Here is a 19,396-nt window from a genome sequence, read left to right on the forward strand (position 1 = left end):
TACAAACGTCAGCAAATCGGGGTCAGAAGACCAGATTGATCATGAACATGGCCACCACGCCGAACAGGATCGTCATGATGCTGCCGGCCTTCATGTAGTCCTTCACCCGGTAGCCGCCGGGGCCCATGATCAGGGCGTTCACCTGGTGGGTCGGGATCAGGAACGAGTTGGAGGTGGCGATGGCCACGGTGATGGCGAACACGCGCGGGTCCGCGTCCATGCCCGCGGCCTGGGCCGCGGTGGCGAAACTGATCGCCAGCGGCACCAGCAGCACGGTCGCCCCCACATTGGACATGACCAGGGTAAAGAACGTGGCCAGCGCGAAGATCGTGGCCTGCAACACCCAGGGTGGCACGGTTCCCAGCATGTCCAGGGTGTTCTGGGCGATCCAGGCAGCGGTCCCGGTATTCTCCACCGCCATGCCCAGAGGTATCAGCGAGGCCAGCAGGAACACGGTCTTCCAGCTGATGGCGTTGTAGGCGTCGTCCAGGCTCAGCACGCCGGTCAGGATCATGCCCATGGCCCCGGTGAGCAGGGCGATCGACAGCTGCAGATCGGTGAACAGGATCAGCGACACCGCCACCACAAGGAAGGTCAGCGCGTGCGGAACCTTGCTCGGGCGCAGCTCCTCGCGCGGGTAGTCCGAGGTGATCACGACGAAGTCGCGATCCTTCTCCAGGCGCGCCAGTGAAGTCCAGTTGGTGTGGACCACCAGGATGTCGCCCGGCTCCAGCGGGATGTCGCGCAGCCCCTCACGGTAGACCTCTCCGCCACGCTGCATGCGCATCACCGACAGGCCGTAGGTCTGGCGCATGGCGACTTCGGTCACCGTCTTGCCGGCCAGGTTGGACCCCGGCGAGATCGCGACCTCGGCGATCCCGGACTGGGAGGAGTCCAGGGCGCTGGCAAACACGTCCAGGTCGGTGGAGGGCCGGAACTTCAGGTTCTGGCTCAGCTCTTCCATGCGCCGCGGGCTGGCCAGCACCGCCAGGCGCGAATTGGCCTGGATCTCGTAACCGGTCCAGGGGGCGATGCGCATCTCGTCGCGCGCATGCGAGCCCACGATCGCCACGCCGGTTTCGCGCTCGACATCGGCCACGGTCCGCCCCACCAGCGGGTCGTCATCCGCCACCCGCACTTCGTGGATCTCGTAGGACAGGCCGTAGACCCGCTGGAAGTAGTCCCGGGTGCCCTCGGTCGCGGTGGGCTGAGCCCCTACCGACGGCAGCACGTAACGCCCCAGCAGCACGAAATAGACGATCACCGTGGCCAGCAGTGCCAGGCCGATGGGCGTGACATCGAACAGCTCGAAACGCTCCATGTCGTCCGGCAGCAGGTCGTTCAGCAGGATCAACGGGCTGGAGCCGACCAGGGTGATGGTTCCACCCACGATCGCGGCGAAGCCCATCGGCATCAGCAGGCGCGAAAGCGGGATACCCAGGCGGCTGGAGATGCGGCTCATCACCGGCATGAACAGCGCGGCCGCACCGATGTTCTGCATGAAACTGGAGATCACGCCGACCGTGCCGGACACCGTGGGGATGATGCGTTTCTCCCCGGTGCCGCCCACGCGCATGATGAAACTGGCGACCTTGTGCATCACGCCGGTCTTGTCCAGCCCGGCACCGATGATCATCACCGCGATGATCGAGATCACCGCATTGGAGGCAAATCCGCTGAACAGCTCGTCCTGCGCCACCAGCTCGCCCAGCTCGGGCAGCAGCGGCACCACGCCGAACACCAGCGGGAGCAGCCCGATCAGAACCATCACCAGGATCGCGGCCAGATCGACCCGCACGACCTCGGAGACGAACAGGAAGATGGTGAAGGCGAGCAGGCCCAGCACCACGATCATTTCGGTGGTCAGCGTCAGATTTTCCATGAACCGCCAGTCCTGAAGGAGCAAGGCCGGCGGAATCAGTCCGCCGGCACGGGAAGCACGGGTGCATCGTCCGGTCACGACACCGCGCGGAGCACCGGGCCACGCGGGCCGGGCGGAACTCCGCAGACAACACCCATTGAAAGCGCGCGATTATTCCATCCCGGCGGGCCGGACGCAAAAACGCGCCCGAGCCGAAGGCGTGCGCAGGCCGCGTCCCCTCCGGTATGCTGGGAAAATCAATCGAGAAGGAGAAACCGCCATGGCCGAAGCGGCGTCCACCGGCAACCAGCCCCAGTTTCGCACCATCGTCGTCGCCACCGACGGCTCGGAATACAGCACCGCCGCCGAGAACGTGGCCCTGGAGCTCGCCGGCCGCTGCGGGGCACGCCTGCGGATCGTGCGCATCATCCCGACCGACACCCAGCACGACGCCCTCTCTCCGCGACGCAGCCACGATGCCAGCGTCGCGGCCCAGGGTGACCTGGATACGCTGGAGAAACGCGCCCGCGAGGCAGGCCTGGAAGTCTCCGCCATCCTGCGCCACGGAGTCGACCGGCATCAGGAGATCGTCAGTGTGGCGGAAGAGCACGAAGCCGACCTGATCGTGATCGGCCGGCGCACCCGCGGCGAGATGGCCCGCCTGATGGTGGGCGACGCCACCGCCAAGGTGATTGGCCTCGCACCGTGCAACGTGATGGTCGTCCCGCGCGACACCGAAGCCCCGCGCCAGGGCCTGCTGGTGGGGACCGACGGTTCCGAACTGGGCGACAAGGCCGCGCGTGCGGCCGTGGAGCTCGCGCAGCACTGCAGCCTGCCGCTGACCGTGGCCTCGGTCGCCGTACCCGGACAGAGCGAGGCCCGGCGCCAGGAGGGCGTGGACGCGATCCAGCGGCTGCAGGGCGAGGCCCGCGAAGCGGGCGTGGAAACCGACGCGCTGTTCGAGGAAGGTCGCCCGGAGGTCACCCTGATCGAGATCGCGGAGCGCCAGCATCGCGACCTGATCGTACTGGGCAGCCACGGCCGCACCGGGCTCAAGCGGCTGCTGATGGGCTCGGTCTCCGAACGCGTCGTGGGTCAGGCGCGCTGCCCGGTCCTAGTGGTCAAGAAGAAGGGCTGAGCCGCCGCTTCACTCCGCCGGGGCGGGGGCCTCGGTGCGCCGGTAGACCAGATCCGCCACCGCATGCCCGCGCTGCAGCCCGCGGCGCTCGAATTTGGTCTCGGGGCGCCAGGCCGGGCGTTCCGGACGCGGCACCGGGCCATCCGGCGCGAACCATTCGGTCGCCCCGGCCATCACCTCCTGCATGTGTTCGGCGTAATCCGCCCAGTCGGTGGCCAGGTGCAGCCAGCCGCCCGGCCGGATCCAGCCCGCCAGCGCGCGCACGAACCCGGGCTGGATCAGGCGGCGCTTGTGATGGCGCTTCTTGTGCCAGGGGTCGGGGAAATACACCTGCACGGTGTCCAGACTGGCTGGCGCGAAATGCGCCTCCAGCAGCTCCACCGCGTCGCGGTCGGAGACCCGCAGGTTGGTCAGCCCCCGACGCTCGATTTCGCCCAGCAGGTGCCCCACTCCGGGGCGATGCACCTCGGTACCGATGAAGTCGCGATCCGGCGCCGCCGCGGCCTGTTCGGCCAGGCTGTCGCCGTCGCCAAAGCCGATCTCCAGGGTCACCGGCGCCTCGCGGCCGAAAACCGCCGCCAGATCCAGCATCCCGGCGTCGGGCGCCGGATCCAGGCCGAAGCGCGGCCAGAGCTCATCCAGTGCGCGCTGCTGACCCGTGGTCAGACGCCCCTCGCGGCGCACGAACGAGCGAACCCGGCGATGGTGCGCCGGGCGCCCCCCGTCCCTGTCAGCGGGCCGGTTGTCGTGCGATTCGTGCGGGGCCGTCATGAGCCGGCGAAGAACAGTCCGGTCTCCGGCGAGGAGGCCGAGGCATAGCGCCGTGCCGGCATGCGTCCGGCGCGCCAGGCCTCGCGGCCCGCCACGATCGCGTGACGCATAGCACGGGCCATGCGCACCGGATCGTCGGCCGCGGCGATGGCGGTATTCATCAGCACGCCGTCGCAGCCCAGCTCCATCGCGATGGCCGCATCCGACGCCGTGCCCACACCCGCGTCCACCAGCACCGGTACCGACGCGTTTTCCACGATCTCGCGGATGTTGTAGCGGTTCTGGATCCCCAGACCCGAGCCGATCGGCGCGGCCAGCGGCATGATCGCGCGGCAGCCGATATCCTCCAGACGTTTCGCCAGCAGCGGATCGTCGGTGGTGTACACCATCACCTCGAAGCCGTCGTTAACCAGCGTCTCGGCGGCCTTCACCGTCTCGAACACGTCCGGGTACAGGGTCTTCTCGTCGCCCAGCACCTCCAGCTTGACCAGGTTGTGCCCGTCGAGCAGCTCGCGCGCCAGCCGGCAGGTGCGCACCGCGTCTTCCGCGGAATAGCAGCCGGCGGTATTCGGCAGCAGGGTGTAGCGATCCGGCGGAACCACGTCCAGCAGGTTCGGCTCGTCGGGGTTCTGGCCAATGTTGGTGCGGCGGATGGCCACGGTCACGATCTCGGCACCGCTGCCCTCGATCGCCTCGCGGGTCTGCTCCAGATCGCGGTACTTGCCCGTGCCCACCAGCAGGCGGGACTCGAAACGGCGCTCGCCGACGTGAAACGGATCGTCGGCGGATCCGGCGGCCATCTGGCTCATGCATGCTCCTCGGTTAACGGTTGCGGGTGCGGATGCGGATGCGGATGCGGATGCGACTGCGGGCAAGAATATCAGCCACCGCCGATCGCCTGAACGACCTCGACCCGATCACCCTCCTGCAACCGCCGCTCGGCGTGCTCGCTGCGTGGCACCAGGGTCTCGTTGACCTCCACGGCCAGTCGCCGGCCGCCAAAGCCGCGCTGTTGAATCAGGTCCGCCACCGTCGGCGGCTCCTGATCCGCAGGGATTTCGCAGGTTTCTCCGTTCAACTTGATCTGCATGGGACATACCGTTGGTGATTCGGGCATTGAGCCGGGGCGCGTACGCGCATACAATTCGTGGCCAGGCGGGTGTAGTTCAATGGTAGAACATCAGCTTCCCAAGCTGAGAACGTGGGTTCGATTCCCATCACCCGCTCCATCCCTTGCTCGTTCCCGGCTTCGTTCTGTCGGCGGCATTCTATCAGCTTGCCGCGCAGGATCCCCGCATTCCCTTTTTCTAAAACAGAACTGGACTCTGTCCAATTCGCTGTTATATGTTGGAAGCATGAGCACCCGAATCCCCCAACCCGATCTGCTGGGAATCGACGAAGCGCGCGCCCTGCTGCGCGATTACCGCATTTCGCCGACCGAACAGCGAATCGAGATCGTCCGCGTGCTGTTCGCCCGCAACCAGCACCTCAGCGCCGACCACATCCTCGCGCAGCTCACGCGCCAGGAGTCGCGCGTGTCCAAGGCCACGGTGTACAACGCCCTCAAGCTGTTCGCCGAGAAGGGCCTGGTGCGCGAAGTGATCGTCGACCCGTCGCGGGTCTTCTACGACTCCAACCGCGCCCCGCACCACCACCTGTTCCACGTGGACAGCGGCCAGCTCGAGGACGTGGAACCGGCCCAGGTACAGGTGAACGACCTGCCGCCGCTGCCCGAAGGTACCGACGTGCTGAGCGTGGACGTGATCGTCCGCGTCGGCCCGGGGCAGAGTTCCGGCGAAAACTGATCCCCGAAAGCGCCCGCTATCCCGGGAGACGTCCCGTCGCCCGCCCGGGGCATTGTTGGTAACGCCCCGCTTCGCTATGATGTCGCGCTCAGCCGACGTAGCTCAGCAGGTAGAGCAATCGATTCGTAATCGATAGGTCGGGGGTTCAATTCCCTCCGTCGGCACCAGACCAGAAAAAAGGGCCGGCACTTGCGTGTGCCGGCCCTTTTTTCGTTCCAGCTTCGTTCAGCGGATTCCCGCCGGCAGGGACTACTCCCCCGCGACACGCTCGGCGAACCGCGCCAGCAGGGCATCCATGGTGGTGAAATGGCGCTGGTACCAGGGGATGATCTCGTCATCCAGTGCCGAGACCAGATCCGCGCCCTGCAGCGACCCGTCCTCCAGCCCCGCCAGCAGGGCTTCCCAGCGGGCCAGATGGGCCGCGTGTTCCTGCCGATGATAGTCCTTCTGCGGAAAACCGACCCGCTCCATCAGCTCGTCCTCGCGCGCGAAATGCTCGCGATTGAACTCCACGAAAGCCGCGAACGCCTCCTGCACGGCGTTGTCGTCGCCCTCCTCCCGGGCCCGCCCCACGGCTACCAGCAAACGGGCGGCCTCGTGGTGGTCGTCGTTCATGAAGCCCTGTTCCAGCTCCGGGACCTTCAGGCTGCGCTGTACTTCAGTCATGGCTCACTCCGGGTTCTGCACCAGGTTGTCCGTTCTCGGTTCGCGTCAGCGCGGGCGGGCGGGCACCAGCAGGGTCGGACGCCGCACGAGAATATGCTCGAACATCGTCTACTCCTGCACCTGGCCCATCTCGCCTTCCACCACCAGACGCCGCCAGCGGAAGAAGCCCTCGAGGTCGACCCGGTACGGACCCGGGCCCATGTTGTCGGCCACGTACACGTGGATGCCCTCGATCTGCGTCCTTGCGTACCCGTCCGTCGAGCGCGGCGCGCCCGGCTCGGCCACCGGCACGCCCGCCTGGCCACCGCAGCAGCCGTGGCGGGCGGACAGCCGCAGCGTCATCTCGGCGCTCCGGCCGGCGAGCCAGTCGCGTGCCGCGTCACTGAGGGACACGGAGGTCACGTGCCCGGCGCCTCGTTGTTTGTCGGGAACCAGTGACGCGTGCGATTCGCGATGCGCACAAGGGCCAGCATCAGCGGCACCTCCACCAGCACGCCGACCACGGTCACCAGCGCCGCCCCCGACTGCAGGCCGAACATGGCGATGGCGGCGGCCACCGCCAGTTCGAAGAAGTTGCTCGCCCCGATCATCGCCCCCGGCGCAGCCACCGCGTGGCGCACCCGCCACGCCCTGGCCCAGTAGTAGGCGATGAAGAAGATCAGGAAGGTCTGGATGATCAGCGGGATGGCGATCAGGGCGATATGCCCCGGGTTCTGCAGGATGCGCTCGCCCTGGAAGGCGAACAGCAGCACCAGGGTGACCAGCAGGCCGATGGGTGTCACCGGGCCAAGGCGTTTCATGAAGACGTTGTCGAACCACTCGATGCCCTTTCTGCGGATCAGCCAGATGCGCGACAGGTAGCCGGCCGCGAACGGGATCACGATGTACAGCAGCACCGACAGCGCGACCGTGTCCCACGGCACGTAGATATCGGAGATCCCCAGCAACAGGACCACGATGGGTGCGAAGGCGAACAGCAGGATGATGTCGTTCACCGCCACCTGCACCAGGGTGTAGGGGGCATCGCCGCGGGTGAGATAGCTCCAGACAAAGACCATGGCGGTACACGGTGCGGCCCCCAGCAGGATCGCCCCGGCCAGGTACTCGCGGCCGAGGTCCTCCGGGATCCAGGCGGCGTAGACCACCATGAAGAAGAACCAGGCGATCGCGAACATGGTGAACGGCTTGATCAGCCAGTTCACCGAGGTGGTGATGGCCAGCCCCTTCGGCTCGCGGCGCACGCCGAGGATGGCGGAGAAGTCGATCTGCACCATCATCGGGTAGATCATCGCCCAGATCAGGATGGCCACCGGGATCGAGACCTGCGCGTACTCCCATTGCGACAGCGTCTCCGGCACCACGGGGAAGAACTGCCCCAGCGCAACGCCCGCCACGATGCACAGCGCCACCCAAACGCTCAGATAGCGCTCGAACAGGCCCATGCCTTCTTTCGCCGAGATCTCGATGGTGGAGTCCTTCTGGTCGGTCATGCGTTCATTCACCGTTGGTCGGAAAGGAGTGACGCCGGAGGGCGCCGCCTCACGCAGTCGCCTGCGAGGCGGTGATCCCGGTCAGCGCCAGCAGGCGTTCGGCGCCAACCGGTTCGTCGCGCAGCAGCGGAACCACGGCATAGCGGGCGGCGTGTTCTTCGGCCACCGCGCGGATCTGCGACCGCTCGGCGCGTGCCCGGTCGCGCAGCAGCCCGGAAGCGGGTCCGGCCGCGGCGATGCTGTTGTTCACCACCCAGGCCCAGGGCTCGATCCCCGCGCGGCGCAGATCCTCCTGCAGATCCCGCGCCTCCAGCACCGGCGTGGTCTCGGCCAGCGTCACCAGCAGCATCTTCGTACGCTGCGGGTCCTGCAGCTGCATCATCGGGGTGGTGTAATGGGTACCCGTGTCGCCCATCTGACGCACGATCTCGCGGTGATAGGCGCCCGTGGCATCCAGCAGCAGAAGCGTGTGGCCGGTGGGAGCGGTATCCATCACCACGAACTTGCGGCCGGCCTCGCGGATCACGCGCGAGAAGGCCTGGAAGACCGCGATCTCCTCGGTACAGGGCGAGCGCAGGTCCTCCTCGAGCAGGGCACGGTCCTCCTCGTTCATGTCCTTGCCCTTGCTTTGCAGGACCTGCTCGCGATAGCGCTCGGTTTCCACCGTCGGATCAATGCGGCTCACCGTCAGGTTCTCGACCTCATCCGACAGGGTGGTGGACAGATGAGCGGCCGGATCCGATGTCGTCAGATGCACGGGGAAGCCGCGCCGCGCCAGGGACACCGCGACGGCAGCGGCCAGGGTGGTCTTGCCCACTCCCCCCTTGCCCATCAGCATCACCAGGCCCTTGCCGTCGGCGGCGATGTCATCCACCAGCTCGGCCAGGGACGGGGCATCCAGACCGACGTCCTCCGCGTCCGACTCGTCTTCAATGTCCGCCACGGGCACCTCGCCCGGGGTCGCGAACAGCTGACGCAGATGGTCCAGCCCGACCAGGTTGAACGGCTTCAGCGCGATCTCGTCGCGCGGCAGGGCCTGCAGTGCCGGCGCCATGTCCGCCAGCGCCGCGCGCTCGCGTTCGAAGATGCCGCGCGCCAGCTCGTCGGCGACCGCCTCGGGCTCGGGCATCCGGCCGTTCACCACCAGGTACTGCCGCTGCAGACCGATCTCCGCCAGCTCGTCATGCGTGCGCGCCACCTCGTCGAGGCTGCCGCTCTGCGCCCGGGCCACCAGCACCAGCCGGGTGGCATCCGGCGAGGCCAGCGCATCAACGGCCGCCCGGTACCGCTCCTTCTGCTTTTCCAGCCCGGCCAGCGGACCAAGACAGGAGGCATCACCCTGCCCCTTCTCGAGGAAACCGCTCCAGGCGCCGGGCAACTGCAGCAGGCGGATCGTGTGTCCGGTGGGCGCGGTGTCGAACACCACGTGGTCGAAGCCCTTCACCAGATCCGAGCCGGTCAGCAATTCGGTAAACTCGTCAAAGGCGGCGATCTCGGTCGTACAGGCACCCGAGAGCTGTTCTTCGATGCCCGCCACCACGGTATCCGGCAACACCCCCTTCACCGGGCCCACGATCTTGTCGCGGTAAGCCTCGGCGGCCGCCTGCGGGTCGATCTCCAGCGCGGACAGCCCGGGCACGTCGGCCACCGGGGTGACCCGATTGCCGATCGAGACCCCGAACACCTGATCCACGTTGGAGGCCGGATCGGTGCTGACCAGCAGGACCCGGCGCCCGGCCTCGGCCAGGCGGATGGCACTGGCACAGGCGATGGAAGTCTTGCCGACCCCGCCCTTGCCGGTCAGGAACAGGTAACGCGGGACATCTTCCAGAAACTGCATCGGCTCAAGGCCTCCTCAGCAGCAACCGCTGCTCTTCTCGGCCGGACCGCAGCAGCCCTCCGCGGCGGCCGCGGTGCCGACGCTCTCCGCCGGGGCGGGCGCACCGGCGAGTTCGGCCAGCTCCGCGCGGTCCGGGTAGCGCCCGGACACGGCGATCTCGCCGTCCACCAGAATCAACGGCAGCCCCTGCTCGCCGTGTTCCTCGAGAAACGCCCGAACGACCGGATTGTCAGCGAAGGCCATCGGCTGCTGTGCCAGATTCATGCGTTCGAGATCGATACCCTGCTCCTGCGCCCAGCGGGAAGCGGCGGCGAAATCGACCAGGCTCTGGTCCACCTCGGGTCCGCAGACACCGGTGTTGCAGCAAAGGGACGGGTCGTAGACACGGATCGATTTCATGATGCGCTCCTGGAAACGTAAGGTTCGGGGGAATAATCGGGGGACGACCCCGGGGGCGATTTCGGGCTCGATTTCGGGGAACAGGTGGTGGCGCCCGAGAGGCCACAGTCGCCCGACTCGGCCACACAGCAGTGCTCCGTGAGATAGCTCACCAGGTCCTGCATGGCTGCCAGGTCCGCGCGATAGCGCTGGTAGCGCCCCTCCTGGGTTACGCTGATCATCCCGGCGTGGGTCAGCGTCTTCAGATGGAACGACAGATTGGTGCGCGGGATCTCAAGCGCCTGTGCGATCTCCCCGGCCACCAGCCCCTCGCGTCCGTAACTGACCAGAAGGCGTACGATGTCCAGACGGACACCGGAGGCCAGCGACTCGAACATGGTGGTGGCGGTGAGCTTGTCCATGGTTCAACTATTCAATATTTCTTGAATTGTTGTCAAACAGCCCCGAGGCCCCACCATCGCCCCCCCGGAAACAGAACGGGGCCCCGCAGGGCCCCGTGATCCTTCGGCCTGCCCGGACGGATCCGGGGCCGGCACGAAAAGGAAGAATGGGGGTCAATCCCCCGCGCCGTAATAGGCCTCCAGCGGGATCTCGCCCAGCACCTCGTGGCTGCCGAACCCTTCGGGACGCACGACGACCAGACTGCCGGGCTCCACGTTCTCGAAAACCACGGTGTTGATATTCCCCCGGTGGCTGATCAGGAAAAGGTTGCCTTCGCCATCGAAACCGCCGATGCGGTCACGTACGTCTTCCATCAGCCAGTCCTGCTCGCCCTCCGGCATGGTCTGCAACAGGTTCAGCGCATCCCAGGTCTCGAACTCGCCGAACGCACGCTCGGCGGTCTGGCGGGCGCGGCACAACTCACTGCTGAGCACCTCTTCGGCCCGGATTCCCCGGTCCTCCAGTGCCCCGCGCAACGCCTCGGCCTGGGCCTTGCCCGCTTTGCTCAGCTCCTGTTCTTCGCTGCAGTCGCGCTCCGGGGACAGATGCATCGACACCTCGGGTTCGGCCTCGGCCGACTCCGTGTGCCGCATCATCACGACCTTGCCGCCCTTGCCCAGGGCTTCCCACAGGGTTTCCTCGTCGGCCGCGGCCTGGGCGACGGCCGGGCCGCCCAGGCCGATCAGGCCCGCGACCAGCAGGCTACCCAGTCGACCGGGAAACGGCCGCCCACTCATCAGACTCTTCACGTAGCTCTCTCCTCAGTTGCGATAGGCATGCATCACCGCATACCCGTCATGATGCAGGTCTCCCAGCTGAACGATGCCTGAATCCACCCGCTCGATCGGCTGGTAGAACGCATCCATGTCCAGCCCCACGGCGGCGCGAGTGCTGTCACAAAGCTCCAGGCTCACGTCGTGCATGTTCACAAGCTGCATCAGACGCGAACGCAGTTCGTCGCGTTGTTCGGCGAACTCGCCATCGGGGTCCACCTCGAACGGCGAGCCTTCCAGATCGTCGTCGGTGACAAACCGGATGCCCTGCGCCCGGAACACCAGCCGGATGTCATAGTCAATCAGACGATTCTCGTAGGCCTCCACCATGCTGTTGATGCTGCCCAGCATGGAACTGAACTGGGACGGGTCATCGAAGCCCACGTGCCAGGCGATATTGCGCTCCTCGCCAAAGGCCTGAGCCTGCGAGGCCGGCAGCGCCAGCAGCAGCACGGAAAACAGCAACCCCACCGAGCAGCGACGCAGCGGACGTATTTCCCCGGTTCGCGAATTCGTCATTTTCATCCTCCAGCGCTGGCGCGCATTTACCGTCATTCCACGCGAAAGGGCCCGTGCCTTTCCTGCTTGATACATAGACCATGACGATATCCGCGCGCGATGTAATCCTTTCCCGCAACGAACGGGCGAACGCGAGAGCGACTTCGGGAAACGATTCCGGGAGAGGGGCCGGGAAACGGCAGGGGAAGGGGCGCTCAGCGGGCGTCGCCGCGGACCACGGTCACGGGCGCGGCCGCCTCGACCAGCACCCGACCGGGATGCTCGGGGTCGAAGCGCACGCGGATGTGGCGATCGATCAGCAGCTCGTTGTCGACCCACTGCACGCGGTGGCCCGGGGCATTCGCGACCAGGCGTGTCTGCCCGTCGCACCCGGCCTGTACCACGACCACCTCGATGTCGTCGCCCAGGCGGAAGGAATCCCCCACCCGAAGATCCAGGGTCTCCATCGCAGTGCTCCGGTTCGGTTTCAGCGGCCGCGGCCGTTGCCGCCACGCGGACCGCCACGTCCGCCGGGCCCGCCGCGCGGCTTGCGCTCGCGAGGTTTCGGGCGGTTCGGGTCCTGCGGCAGGGAGGCGCGGTCAATGTTCTCGGTGGGGATGCGTTCGCCCAGGTAGGACTCGATGTCCGGCAGGTAGAACGCCGAGTCCTCGCAGCCGAAGCTGATCGCGTCGCCCTCGGCGCCGGCGCGCGCGGTACGCCCGATGCGGTGCACGTAGTCCTCGCCCGACTGCGGCAGGTCGAAGTTGAACACGTGCGTCACCTCGGGGATGTGCAGACCGCGGGCGGCCACGTCGGTCGCCACCAGGAAGGTGTATTCACCCGCGGCGAAGCCCTCCAGCAGCTTCGAGCGCTTCTTCTGCGGCACGTCGCCCGAGAGCAGCGCGGCGGCGTGGCCGTTGGCATTGAGCCAGTCGGCCACCTTCTCCGCTCCGTGTTTGGTATTGGAGAACACGATCGCCCGTTCCGGCGCCAGATCCCGCGCCAGCGCCAGCAGCAGCGGGATCTTCTCGTCGTTGGCCGGATAGTAGATGGTCTGACGCACCCGGTCGGCGGTCAGGGTCTCCGCTTCGATCTGCACCTTCTCCGGGTTGTCCATGTGCTCGTAGGCCAGCTCCATCACCCGCCACGACAGGGTGGCGGAGAACAGCATGGACAGCCGTTCCTGCGGCGGGGCGCAGCGGCGCATCAGAAAACGCACGTCCTTGATGAAGCCCAGGTCGAACATGCGGTCGGCCTCGTCCAGCACCACCACCTCGGTGTGCTTCAGGCCGAAGACCTTCTGCTTGAAGTAGTCGATGATGCGTCCCGGGGTGCCGATCAGCACGTCGGCGCCGGCGGCCAGCGCTTCCCGCTGGCGATCGTAGTCCGTGCCACCGTAGGCCAGAGCCAGCCTCAGGCCGGTCTCGCCCCCCAGCAGCTCCGCGTCGCGGTGGATCTGTACCGCCAGCTCGCGCGTCGGAGCCAGGATCAGGGCGCGCACGTCGGTGGGCCGGCGGTGCTCCGCAGGCGCCTGGCGCAGCAGGCGGTTGAAGGTGGCGATCAGGAAGGCCGCGGTCTTGCCGGTTCCGGTCTGTGCCTGCCCTGCCACGTCGCGGCCCTCCAGCGCGATCGGCAGCGCCTGCGCCTGAATGGGAGTACAGGTATCGAACCCGGCCTTGCGCAAGCCCGCGCGTACCGTCTCGGGCAGATCGAAACGGTCGAATGCGGGTACTGAGGGGTCTTGCGCGGCGTCAGTCATGGGGCTCCCGGGCGGGCTTCGCTGTTTTACTTGAACTTTGCCGTCATCTTCGTCGATAGTACGGCGTACGCGGCCCTGAAGAAGGCCGGTGCCAACCCAACGTCATGAGGACGCGGAGTGAGCGACAAGATCATTTATACATCGGACGCCAGTTTCGACGAGGACGTCCTGAAGTCCGACCAGCCGGTCCTGGTGGACTACTGGGCGGAATGGTGCGGTCCCTGCAAGATGATCGCGCCGATTCTGGACGAAATCGCCGAAGAATACGCCGGCAAGGTCAAGGTTGCCAAACTGAACATCGACGAAAACCCGTCGACGCCGCCCAAGTTCGGAATCCGCGGCATCCCGACGCTGATGTTATTCAAGAACGGGGACGTCGAGGCCACCAAGGTGGGCGCGCTGTCCAAATCGCAGCTGACCGCCTTTCTCGATCAGCACGCCTGATCGGCTGCACGGTCGAGCGCCGTAACGGGGCGGGCTTGCAACAGCCGCCCGCCCCGCTTAACATTCAAGCGTTTCGTCGATACCGGGTCTCTCCCGGAGTCGTCCCCTGCCCCGTCATCATTGCAATCCTGCGGCTATCCCCGGCCGCCGTTCATCCACGTTGAGCACAGCGCCCCACGCATGAATCTGACCGAACTGAAGCGGATGACCGCCGCCGACCTCGTTGGCCTCGCCGAAAACCAGGGCATCGAGAACATGTCCCGTGCCCGCAAGCAGGACATCATCTTTGCCCTGCTGAAGGCCCACGCGAAAAGCGGCGAGGCGATTTACGGCGACGGCGTACTGGAGATCCTCTCCGACGGCTTCGGCTTTTTGCGCAGCCCGGACGCCTCCTATCAGGCCGGCCCCGACGACGTCTACGTCTCCCCCAGCCAGATCCGCCGCTTCGGCCTGCGCACCGGCGACACGGTGGCCGGCAAGATCCGCCCGCCGAAGGACAACGAACGCTACTTCGCGCTGCTGAAGGTCTCGGAGATCAACTTCGAGCCGCCGGAAAATGCCAGACACAAGGTCCTGTTCGAGAACCTCACGCCGCTGCATGCCAACCATCGCATGCGCATGGAGCGGGGCAACGGCTCCACCGAGGACATCACCGCCCGCGTCATCGACATCGTCGCGCCGTTCGGCAAGGGCCAGCGCGGCCTGATCGTCTCGCCGCCCAAGGCCGGCAAGACCCTGATCCTGCAGAACATCGCCCAGAGCATCGCGACCAATTACCCGGAGTGCTATCTCATCGTCCTGCTGGTCGACGAACGGCCCGAGGAAGTGACCGAGATGGACCGCATGGTGCAGGGCGAGGTCGTCTCCTCCACCTTTGACGAACCTGCCCAGCGCCACGTGCAGGTGGCGGAAATGGTCATCGAGAAGGCCAAGCGCCTGGTCGAGCACCGCCGCGACGTGGTCATCCTCCTGGACTCGATCACCCGACTCGCCCGTGCCTACAACACCGTTGCCCCCAGCTCCGGCAAGGTGCTCACCGGCGGCGTCGACGCCAACGCCCTGCACCGGCCCAAGCGTTTCTTCGGGGCCGCGCGCAATGTCGAGGAAGGCGGCAGCCTGACCATCCTCGCCACGGCCCTGGTGGACACCGGCTCCAAGATGGACGAGGTGATTTACGAGGAATTCAAGGGTACCGGCAACATGGAGGTGCACCTGGAGCGGCGCATCGCCGAAAAGCGCATCTACCCGGCGATCAACGTCAACCGTTCCGGCACCCGCCGCGAGGAACTGCTGACCGATCCGGAGGAACTGCAGAAACTCTGGATCCTGCGGAAGTTCCTGCACGGCATGGACGACATCGAGGCGATGGAATTCCTCCTCGGCCGTATGCAGTCGTCCAAGACCAACGGCGAGTTCTTCGATCAGATGAAGCGTTCCTGACGTCGCGCCCCGGCGTCAGGCGCTGGCCGCCAGCGGCTCGAACTCCAGCATGCGGTCCAGCCGCCACCACTGACGCCGCCCGCCGGGATCCAGCAGGATCAGGTACTCCGCCCCGCGGCGCGTGCGCAGATCCAGCGGCGTCACCCGGGCGACGTAATCCAGACCCGCCCGCCGCCAGCGAATCCGCAGCGGCCGACCGTGCATGATGCACAGTTCCAGCTCCGAATACCGCTCGCAGGGGATGGGCCGGTATTCGGGCGGGCGCATCAACCACCCTCCCGCTCGGCTTCCACCTCGGGGACGTCATCCCCTCCGCACTCGGCAGGCTTGCGGCAGCGAAAGACGATCGGCGAGCAGCAGACCGCGCAGTCTTCCACCCATTCGCCTTCATTGCTCACCATGTCGATGGTAGTCTCGCCCGGCTCGCCGCACCAGGGGCAGGCAAACGCCACGAATTCGATCGGTCGGCTCATTCCGACACCTCCTCCTGTTGGCCATCGGCTTCGGACTCCGCCAGAAAGGCCTCCAGCACCTCATTCAAGAACTGCAACCCCTCCGGAGTTGCACGCAGCACACCACTACCGGCGGGCTCCAGCAGGCCCCGCCCGCGCACCCGATCCAGCCCGGGCTGCAGGGCCGCAAGCGGCAGCCCGGTACGTTCGCAAAAAAGCTCCTCCGGCGCACCCTCGACCAGGCGCAGGGCATTCAGCATGAACTCGAACGGCCGCTCGCCGGGTACGACCGGTGTATCCCGCCCCCCGGCCGGGTCGTCGAGATAGGCCTGCGGCTGGCGCGGACGCACGCGGCGGATGATGGAGCCGTCGTGGACCCGCGTGAGCTTCCCGTGAGCACCGGCCCCGATGCCGAGGTAATCCCCGAAGGTCCAGTAGTTGAGATTGTGCCGGCACCTCTCATCCGCCCTCGCGTATGCGGACACTTCGTAGCGAGTATAGTCCGCCTCCGCGAGAAGCGCCCTTCCGGCGGCAAAAAGCTCGCCCACCGCGTCGTCTTCCGGCAACACCGGTGGCCGCGCGGCAAACAGTGTATTGGGCTCCAGCGTGAGCTGATACCAGGAGATGTGCTCCGGCTGCTGCGCGATCGCCGCCTCCAGATCCGCCACCCCCTGCGCCACCGACTGCCCCGGCAGGCCGAACATCAAGTCCAGATTGATCCGCTCGAAGCCGGCCGTCCGCGCATGAGCCACCGCCTCGGCGGCCTCCTCCGGTCCGTGGATGCGCCCCAGACGCTGCAGCATGTCGCCGTCAAAGCTCTGCACCCCCAACGACAGCCGGTTGATCCCGGCCTCGCGGTAGCCACGGAAATAATCCCGGTCGGCAGTCCCGGGGTTCGCCTCCAGGGTGACCTCCACGTCCGGCCGCAAGGGCAGCAGCGCGCGCAGTCCCGACATCAGCTCCGCCATGGCTTCGGGCGGGAACAGACTGGGGGTGCCACCGCCGATGAACACGCTCTCGATGCGACGCCCCCACACCTCCGGCAGCTGCGCTTCCAGATCGCGCAGCAGCGCGGCCACGTAGGCGTCGAACGGGGGTTCGCCGCCTCGCGGCTCGTGCGAGTTGAAGTCGCAGTACGGGCACTTGCGCACGCACCACGGCAGGTGGACGTACAGCGCCAGCGGGATCGGGGTATCGAAGCTCGGGGTCATGCCGGGAGCATAGCCCGCGGCTCAGCGGCCGGCACGTTCCCGCAGGGCTTCCGCCAGTTTCTGCAGGGCCTGGCCGCGGTGGCTCAGGCGGTTTTTCTCCGCCGGCTCCAGTTCGGCCGAGGTGCAACCGCGTTCCGGCAGCTCGAACAACGGGTCGTAACCGAACCCGCCGCCACCCGCCGGCGCGGCGGCGATGCGTCCGCGCCACACGCCCTCGGCGATCAGCGGGGCCGGGTCGTCGGCATGGCGCAGGAACACCACCACGGCCCGGAAACCCGCGCCACGGCGCTCCGGCGGCACACCCTCCAGCGCCGCCAGCAGCTTCGCGTTGTTGGCGGCATCGGCGCCGTCGCCGCTCTCCCCGGCATAGCGCGAGGAATAGATCCCCGGCTCGCCGCCCAGGGCGTCCACCTCCAGCCCGGAGTCGTCGGCCACCGCCGCCAGCCCGGTGTGCCGGGCCGCATTGCGCGCCTTCAGCAGGGCGTTCTCGACGAAGGTCAGGCCGGTCTCCTCGGCCTCCGGCACATCCAGTTCGGTCTGCGTGACCACCTCCATGCCCAGCGGCTCCAGCAGCGCCGCCAGCTCGCTCCGCTTGCCCGGATTGCCGGTGGCCAGGACCACGCGCTGCGCCGCCATGCCGCTCAACCCTCCCCGAGCACCGCGCGCTGCGCGTCGATGATGGTGCCGATGCCCTTCTCGCCGATGTCCAGCATGGTGTCCAGCTCGTCGCGCCGGAAGGCGTGACCTTCGGCAGTGCCCTGGATCTCGATCACCCCGCCGGCCTCGTTCATCACCAGGTTCATGTCGGTCTCGGCGCTGGAATCCTCGTCGTAGTCGAGATCCAGCACCGCCGAGCCGTTGAAGATGCCCACCGACACCGCGGCCAGATAGCCGTGCAGCGGGTCCTTCTTCAGCAGACCGGTCTCGCGCCCGTGCGCCACCGCGTCGCGCAGGGCCACATAGGCGCCGGAGATGGAGGCCGTGCGGGTCCCGCCGTCGGCCTGGATCACGTCGCAGTCGATGATGATCTGGCGCTCGCCGAGCGCCTCCATGTCGACCACGGCACGCAGGGCGCGACCGATCAGGCGCTGGATCTCCATGGTGCGCCCGCCCAGCTTGCCGCGCGCCGCCTCGCGCGCCATGCGGTCGTGGGTGGAACGCGGGAGCATGCTGTACTCGGCCGTGACCCAGCCCTTGCCCTTACCCTTGAGCCAGGGCGGAACTCGCGGCTCGATGGTGGCGTTGCACAGCACCCGGGTGTCGCCGAACTCCACCAGAACCGAACCCTCGGCGTGGCGGGTGAAGTGCCGGGTAAAACTGACCGGGCGCATCTCGTCGGGCTGTCGGCCGCTGGGGCGCATGGCGATTCCTTGCTAAATTTGTCGGGCGCGCAGTATACGGGAGACCGGGGGTCGCGGGGCCACCCCCGCCCGGCCGATCCCGCCCCGCGCGCTCCGCCCCATCGGACTGACCCGCCATGCAGCGTTTCCGCATCCGCCTGGACATCTCCCCGGACATGATGGAGCAGTACTATTCCGGGCGCTCCACCACCGTATTCGCGATTTCCGAGGCCGGGGTCAGCGTGCAGTTCCCCGCGCGGCTGCTGCGCCCGCATATGACCCGCGACGGAATCCACGGGCTTTTCGAACTGGTTACCGAAAACGACTACCGCCTGCGCGATTTTCGTCGCCTGACTTGAAATCGCGCCTGAACACCCCTATTTCGGTTATTGAGTCAAAAAGACACCCGAACGAGGAGGGTATAGTCATGAATATGATGCGTTACGAACCCTGGAGCCTGCTCAACCAGCTCTCGCGCGAACTCGGCCGCCTGCCCGACGTGCCCGGTGGCGAGGACTCGGTGAGCGCGGCCGACTGGAGCCCTGCGGTGGACATCCGCGAGGAAGACGATGCCTACGTGCTGCATGCCGACGTCCCGGGCGTGGATCCCAAGGACATCGAGCTGCACATGGAGAACGGCGTGCTGACGCTGCGCGGCGAGCGCAAGTACGAGCACGAGGAAGAGCAGGAAGGCTACAAGCGCGTGGAGCGCATGCGCGGCACCTTCTTCCGCCGCTTCTCGTTGCCGGACACCGCCGATGCGGAGAACATCTCCGCGCGCAGCCAGAACGGCGTACTGGAGGTTCGCATTCCAAAGCAGGCCAGAGTGCAGCCGCGCCGGATCGAGATCGAGAGCTGATCCGCATCCGGCGGCGCTCCCGGCCCTGGCCGGGACGGCCTCCCAACGGGCGCTGCCGGCGCAAGCGGGCAGCGCCTTTTGCTTGGAGCAGGCCCAGGGAAACACTGATCAATGTACACGCTCGCGCTCGAGTCGCTTTTGCGTGCGAACAAGGCGCGGCGACCGCCGTGCAGTCATTCTGCACAAGGGAGCCGCAACGCCGTGCGCGC

Annotated in this window: 25 protein-coding genes and 2 tRNA genes; 8 read left to right on the forward strand and 19 right to left on the reverse strand. The window is 67.0% G+C overall.

Annotated elements, in window-relative coordinates:
* Positions 1-22: 22 nt before the first annotated feature.
* The gene (locus tag G020_RS0110985; protein WP_024329595.1) at positions 23-1,882 is read right to left on the reverse strand and encodes an SLC13 family permease; all 1,860 of its coding nucleotides are present in this window, start codon (positions 1,880-1,882) and stop codon (positions 23-25) included.
* 259 nt (positions 1,883-2,141) lie between these two features.
* Between G020_RS0110985 and G020_RS0110990 the strand changes: the two genes are divergently transcribed.
* Positions 2,142-2,999, forward strand: coding sequence for a universal stress protein (locus tag G020_RS0110990; protein WP_018869026.1), 858 nt, complete (start codon positions 2,142-2,144; stop codon positions 2,997-2,999).
* A 9-nt stretch (positions 3,000-3,008) separates the two neighbouring features.
* On the opposite strand, the gene trmB is transcribed toward G020_RS0110990, so the two are convergent.
* From trmB to thiS, 3 genes are all read right to left on the reverse strand, one after another.
* Positions 3,009-3,770 carry a tRNA (guanosine(46)-N7)-methyltransferase TrmB gene (trmB, locus tag G020_RS0110995; RefSeq protein WP_024329596.1) on the reverse strand — a complete coding sequence of 254 codons (762 nt, stop codon included), beginning with the start codon at positions 3,768-3,770 and terminating at the stop codon, positions 3,009-3,011.
* A complete protein-coding gene (locus tag G020_RS0111000) occupies positions 3,767-4,579 on the reverse strand; it encodes a thiazole synthase (protein ID WP_024329597.1) in 813 nt (270 codons plus the stop codon). Before G020_RS0111000 ends, trmB begins: the two co-directional genes overlap by 4 nt.
* Before the next feature lie 71 nt (positions 4,580-4,650).
* Positions 4,651-4,860: a sulfur carrier protein ThiS gene (thiS, locus tag G020_RS0111005; protein WP_024329598.1), complete on the reverse strand. Its 210-nt coding sequence runs from the start codon at positions 4,858-4,860 to the stop codon at positions 4,651-4,653.
* A gap of 65 nt (positions 4,861-4,925) precedes the next feature.
* On the opposite strand from thiS, the gene G020_RS0111010 reads away from it, so the two are divergent.
* The 3 genes from G020_RS0111010 (at position 4,926) to G020_RS0111020 (ending at position 5,742) form a co-directional block, all read left to right on the forward strand.
* A tRNA-Gly gene (locus G020_RS0111010) sits at positions 4,926-4,999 on the forward strand.
* 126 nt (positions 5,000-5,125) lie between these two features.
* Positions 5,126-5,575 (forward strand): Fur family transcriptional regulator, encoded by a 450-nt coding sequence (locus G020_RS0111015; RefSeq protein WP_024329599.1) that lies wholly within the window; start codon positions 5,126-5,128, stop codon positions 5,573-5,575.
* A 91-nt stretch (positions 5,576-5,666) separates the two neighbouring features.
* Positions 5,667-5,742, forward strand: a tRNA-Thr gene (locus G020_RS0111020).
* Between the two features lie 82 nt (positions 5,743-5,824).
* On the opposite strand, the gene G020_RS0111025 is transcribed toward G020_RS0111020, so the two are convergent.
* The 10 genes from G020_RS0111025 to G020_RS0111070 form a co-directional block, all read right to left on the reverse strand.
* On the reverse strand, positions 5,825-6,241 hold the full coding sequence (locus G020_RS0111025; RefSeq protein ID WP_024329600.1) for a bacteriohemerythrin: 417 nt from the start codon (positions 6,239-6,241) through the stop codon (positions 5,825-5,827).
* A gap of 108 nt (positions 6,242-6,349) precedes the next feature.
* Positions 6,350-6,643: a CC/Se motif family (seleno)protein gene (locus tag G020_RS0111030; RefSeq protein ID WP_024329601.1), complete on the reverse strand. Its 294-nt coding sequence runs from the start codon at positions 6,641-6,643 to the stop codon at positions 6,350-6,352.
* The gene (arsB, locus tag G020_RS0111035) at positions 6,640-7,731 is read right to left on the reverse strand and encodes an ACR3 family arsenite efflux transporter (RefSeq protein ID WP_024329602.1); all 1,092 of its coding nucleotides are present in this window, start codon (positions 7,729-7,731) and stop codon (positions 6,640-6,642) included. The genes G020_RS0111030 and arsB overlap by 4 nt, the downstream gene beginning before the upstream one ends.
* A gap of 49 nt (positions 7,732-7,780) precedes the next feature.
* A complete protein-coding gene (arsA, locus tag G020_RS0111040) occupies positions 7,781-9,571 on the reverse strand; it encodes an arsenical pump-driving ATPase (RefSeq protein ID WP_024329603.1) in 1,791 nt (596 codons plus the stop codon).
* Positions 9,572-9,586: 15 nt separating this feature from the next.
* The gene (arsD, locus tag G020_RS0111045) at positions 9,587-9,970 is read right to left on the reverse strand and encodes an arsenite efflux transporter metallochaperone ArsD (RefSeq protein WP_024329604.1); all 384 of its coding nucleotides are present in this window, start codon (positions 9,968-9,970) and stop codon (positions 9,587-9,589) included.
* Entirely contained in the window at positions 9,967-10,371 is a 405-nt protein-coding gene (locus G020_RS0111050) for a helix-turn-helix transcriptional regulator (RefSeq protein ID WP_024329605.1), read from the reverse strand. The genes arsD and G020_RS0111050 overlap by 4 nt, the downstream gene beginning before the upstream one ends.
* 153 nt (positions 10,372-10,524) lie before the next feature.
* Complete coding sequence (locus tag G020_RS0111055; protein ID WP_029681295.1) at positions 10,525-11,160, reverse strand: histidine phosphatase family protein; 636 nt, start codon at positions 11,158-11,160, stop codon at positions 10,525-10,527.
* 12 nt (positions 11,161-11,172) lie between these two features.
* Entirely contained in the window at positions 11,173-11,703 is a 531-nt protein-coding gene (locus G020_RS0111060) for a DsrE family protein (protein WP_024329607.1), read from the reverse strand.
* A 194-nt stretch (positions 11,704-11,897) separates the two neighbouring features.
* Entirely contained in the window at positions 11,898-12,149 is a 252-nt protein-coding gene (locus G020_RS0111065; protein ID WP_024329608.1) for a carbon storage regulator, read from the reverse strand.
* A 20-nt stretch (positions 12,150-12,169) separates the two neighbouring features.
* Positions 12,170-13,441, reverse strand: coding sequence for a DEAD/DEAH box helicase (locus G020_RS0111070; RefSeq protein WP_024329609.1), 1,272 nt, complete (start codon positions 13,439-13,441; stop codon positions 12,170-12,172).
* A gap of 117 nt (positions 13,442-13,558) precedes the next feature.
* On the opposite strand from G020_RS0111070, the gene trxA reads away from it, so the two are divergent.
* Positions 13,559-13,885: a thioredoxin TrxA gene (gene trxA, locus G020_RS0111075; protein ID WP_018947144.1), complete on the forward strand. Its 327-nt coding sequence runs from the start codon at positions 13,559-13,561 to the stop codon at positions 13,883-13,885.
* A gap of 180 nt (positions 13,886-14,065) precedes the next feature.
* Entirely contained in the window at positions 14,066-15,325 is a 1,260-nt protein-coding gene (gene rho, locus G020_RS0111080; protein ID WP_018947145.1) for a transcription termination factor Rho, read from the forward strand.
* Between the two features lie 15 nt (positions 15,326-15,340).
* Here the strand turns inward: rho and G020_RS0111085 are convergent, their stop codons facing one another.
* The 5 genes from G020_RS0111085 to rph are packed head-to-tail and all read right to left on the reverse strand — an operon-like array spanning position 15,341 to position 18,349.
* Positions 15,341-15,592: a transcriptional antiterminator, Rof gene (locus G020_RS0111085; RefSeq protein WP_024329610.1), complete on the reverse strand. Its 252-nt coding sequence runs from the start codon at positions 15,590-15,592 to the stop codon at positions 15,341-15,343.
* The gene (locus G020_RS0111090; RefSeq protein ID WP_018947147.1) at positions 15,592-15,798 is read right to left on the reverse strand and encodes a CPXCG motif-containing cysteine-rich protein; all 207 of its coding nucleotides are present in this window, start codon (positions 15,796-15,798) and stop codon (positions 15,592-15,594) included. The genes G020_RS0111085 and G020_RS0111090 overlap by 1 nt, the downstream gene beginning before the upstream one ends.
* Positions 15,795-16,988: a radical SAM family heme chaperone HemW gene (gene hemW, locus G020_RS0111095; protein WP_024329611.1), complete on the reverse strand. Its 1,194-nt coding sequence runs from the start codon at positions 16,986-16,988 to the stop codon at positions 15,795-15,797. The genes G020_RS0111090 and hemW overlap by 4 nt, the downstream gene beginning before the upstream one ends.
* 21 nt (positions 16,989-17,009) lie before the next feature.
* Positions 17,010-17,624 (reverse strand): RdgB/HAM1 family non-canonical purine NTP pyrophosphatase, encoded by a 615-nt coding sequence (rdgB, locus tag G020_RS0111100; RefSeq protein ID WP_018947149.1) that lies wholly within the window; start codon positions 17,622-17,624, stop codon positions 17,010-17,012.
* 5 nt (positions 17,625-17,629) lie between these two features.
* Complete coding sequence (gene rph / locus G020_RS0111105) at positions 17,630-18,349, reverse strand: ribonuclease PH (RefSeq protein WP_018947150.1); 720 nt, start codon at positions 18,347-18,349, stop codon at positions 17,630-17,632.
* 116 nt (positions 18,350-18,465) lie between these two features.
* Between rph and G020_RS0111110 the strand changes: the two genes are divergently transcribed.
* Both G020_RS0111110 and G020_RS0111115 read left to right on the forward strand, forming a co-directional pair.
* Entirely contained in the window at positions 18,466-18,687 is a 222-nt protein-coding gene (locus G020_RS0111110; protein WP_024329612.1) for a DUF2835 family protein, read from the forward strand.
* Between the two features lie 68 nt (positions 18,688-18,755).
* Positions 18,756-19,187 carry an Hsp20/alpha crystallin family protein gene (locus G020_RS0111115; RefSeq protein WP_018947152.1) on the forward strand — a complete coding sequence of 144 codons (432 nt, stop codon included), beginning with the start codon at positions 18,756-18,758 and terminating at the stop codon, positions 19,185-19,187.
* Positions 19,188-19,396 lie beyond the last annotated feature (209 nt).

Origin of the sequence: Thioalkalivibrio sp. ALR17-21, assembly GCF_000420185.1 — a bacterium.
GTDB lineage: Bacteria > Pseudomonadota > Gammaproteobacteria > Ectothiorhodospirales > Ectothiorhodospiraceae > Thioalkalivibrio > Thioalkalivibrio halophilus.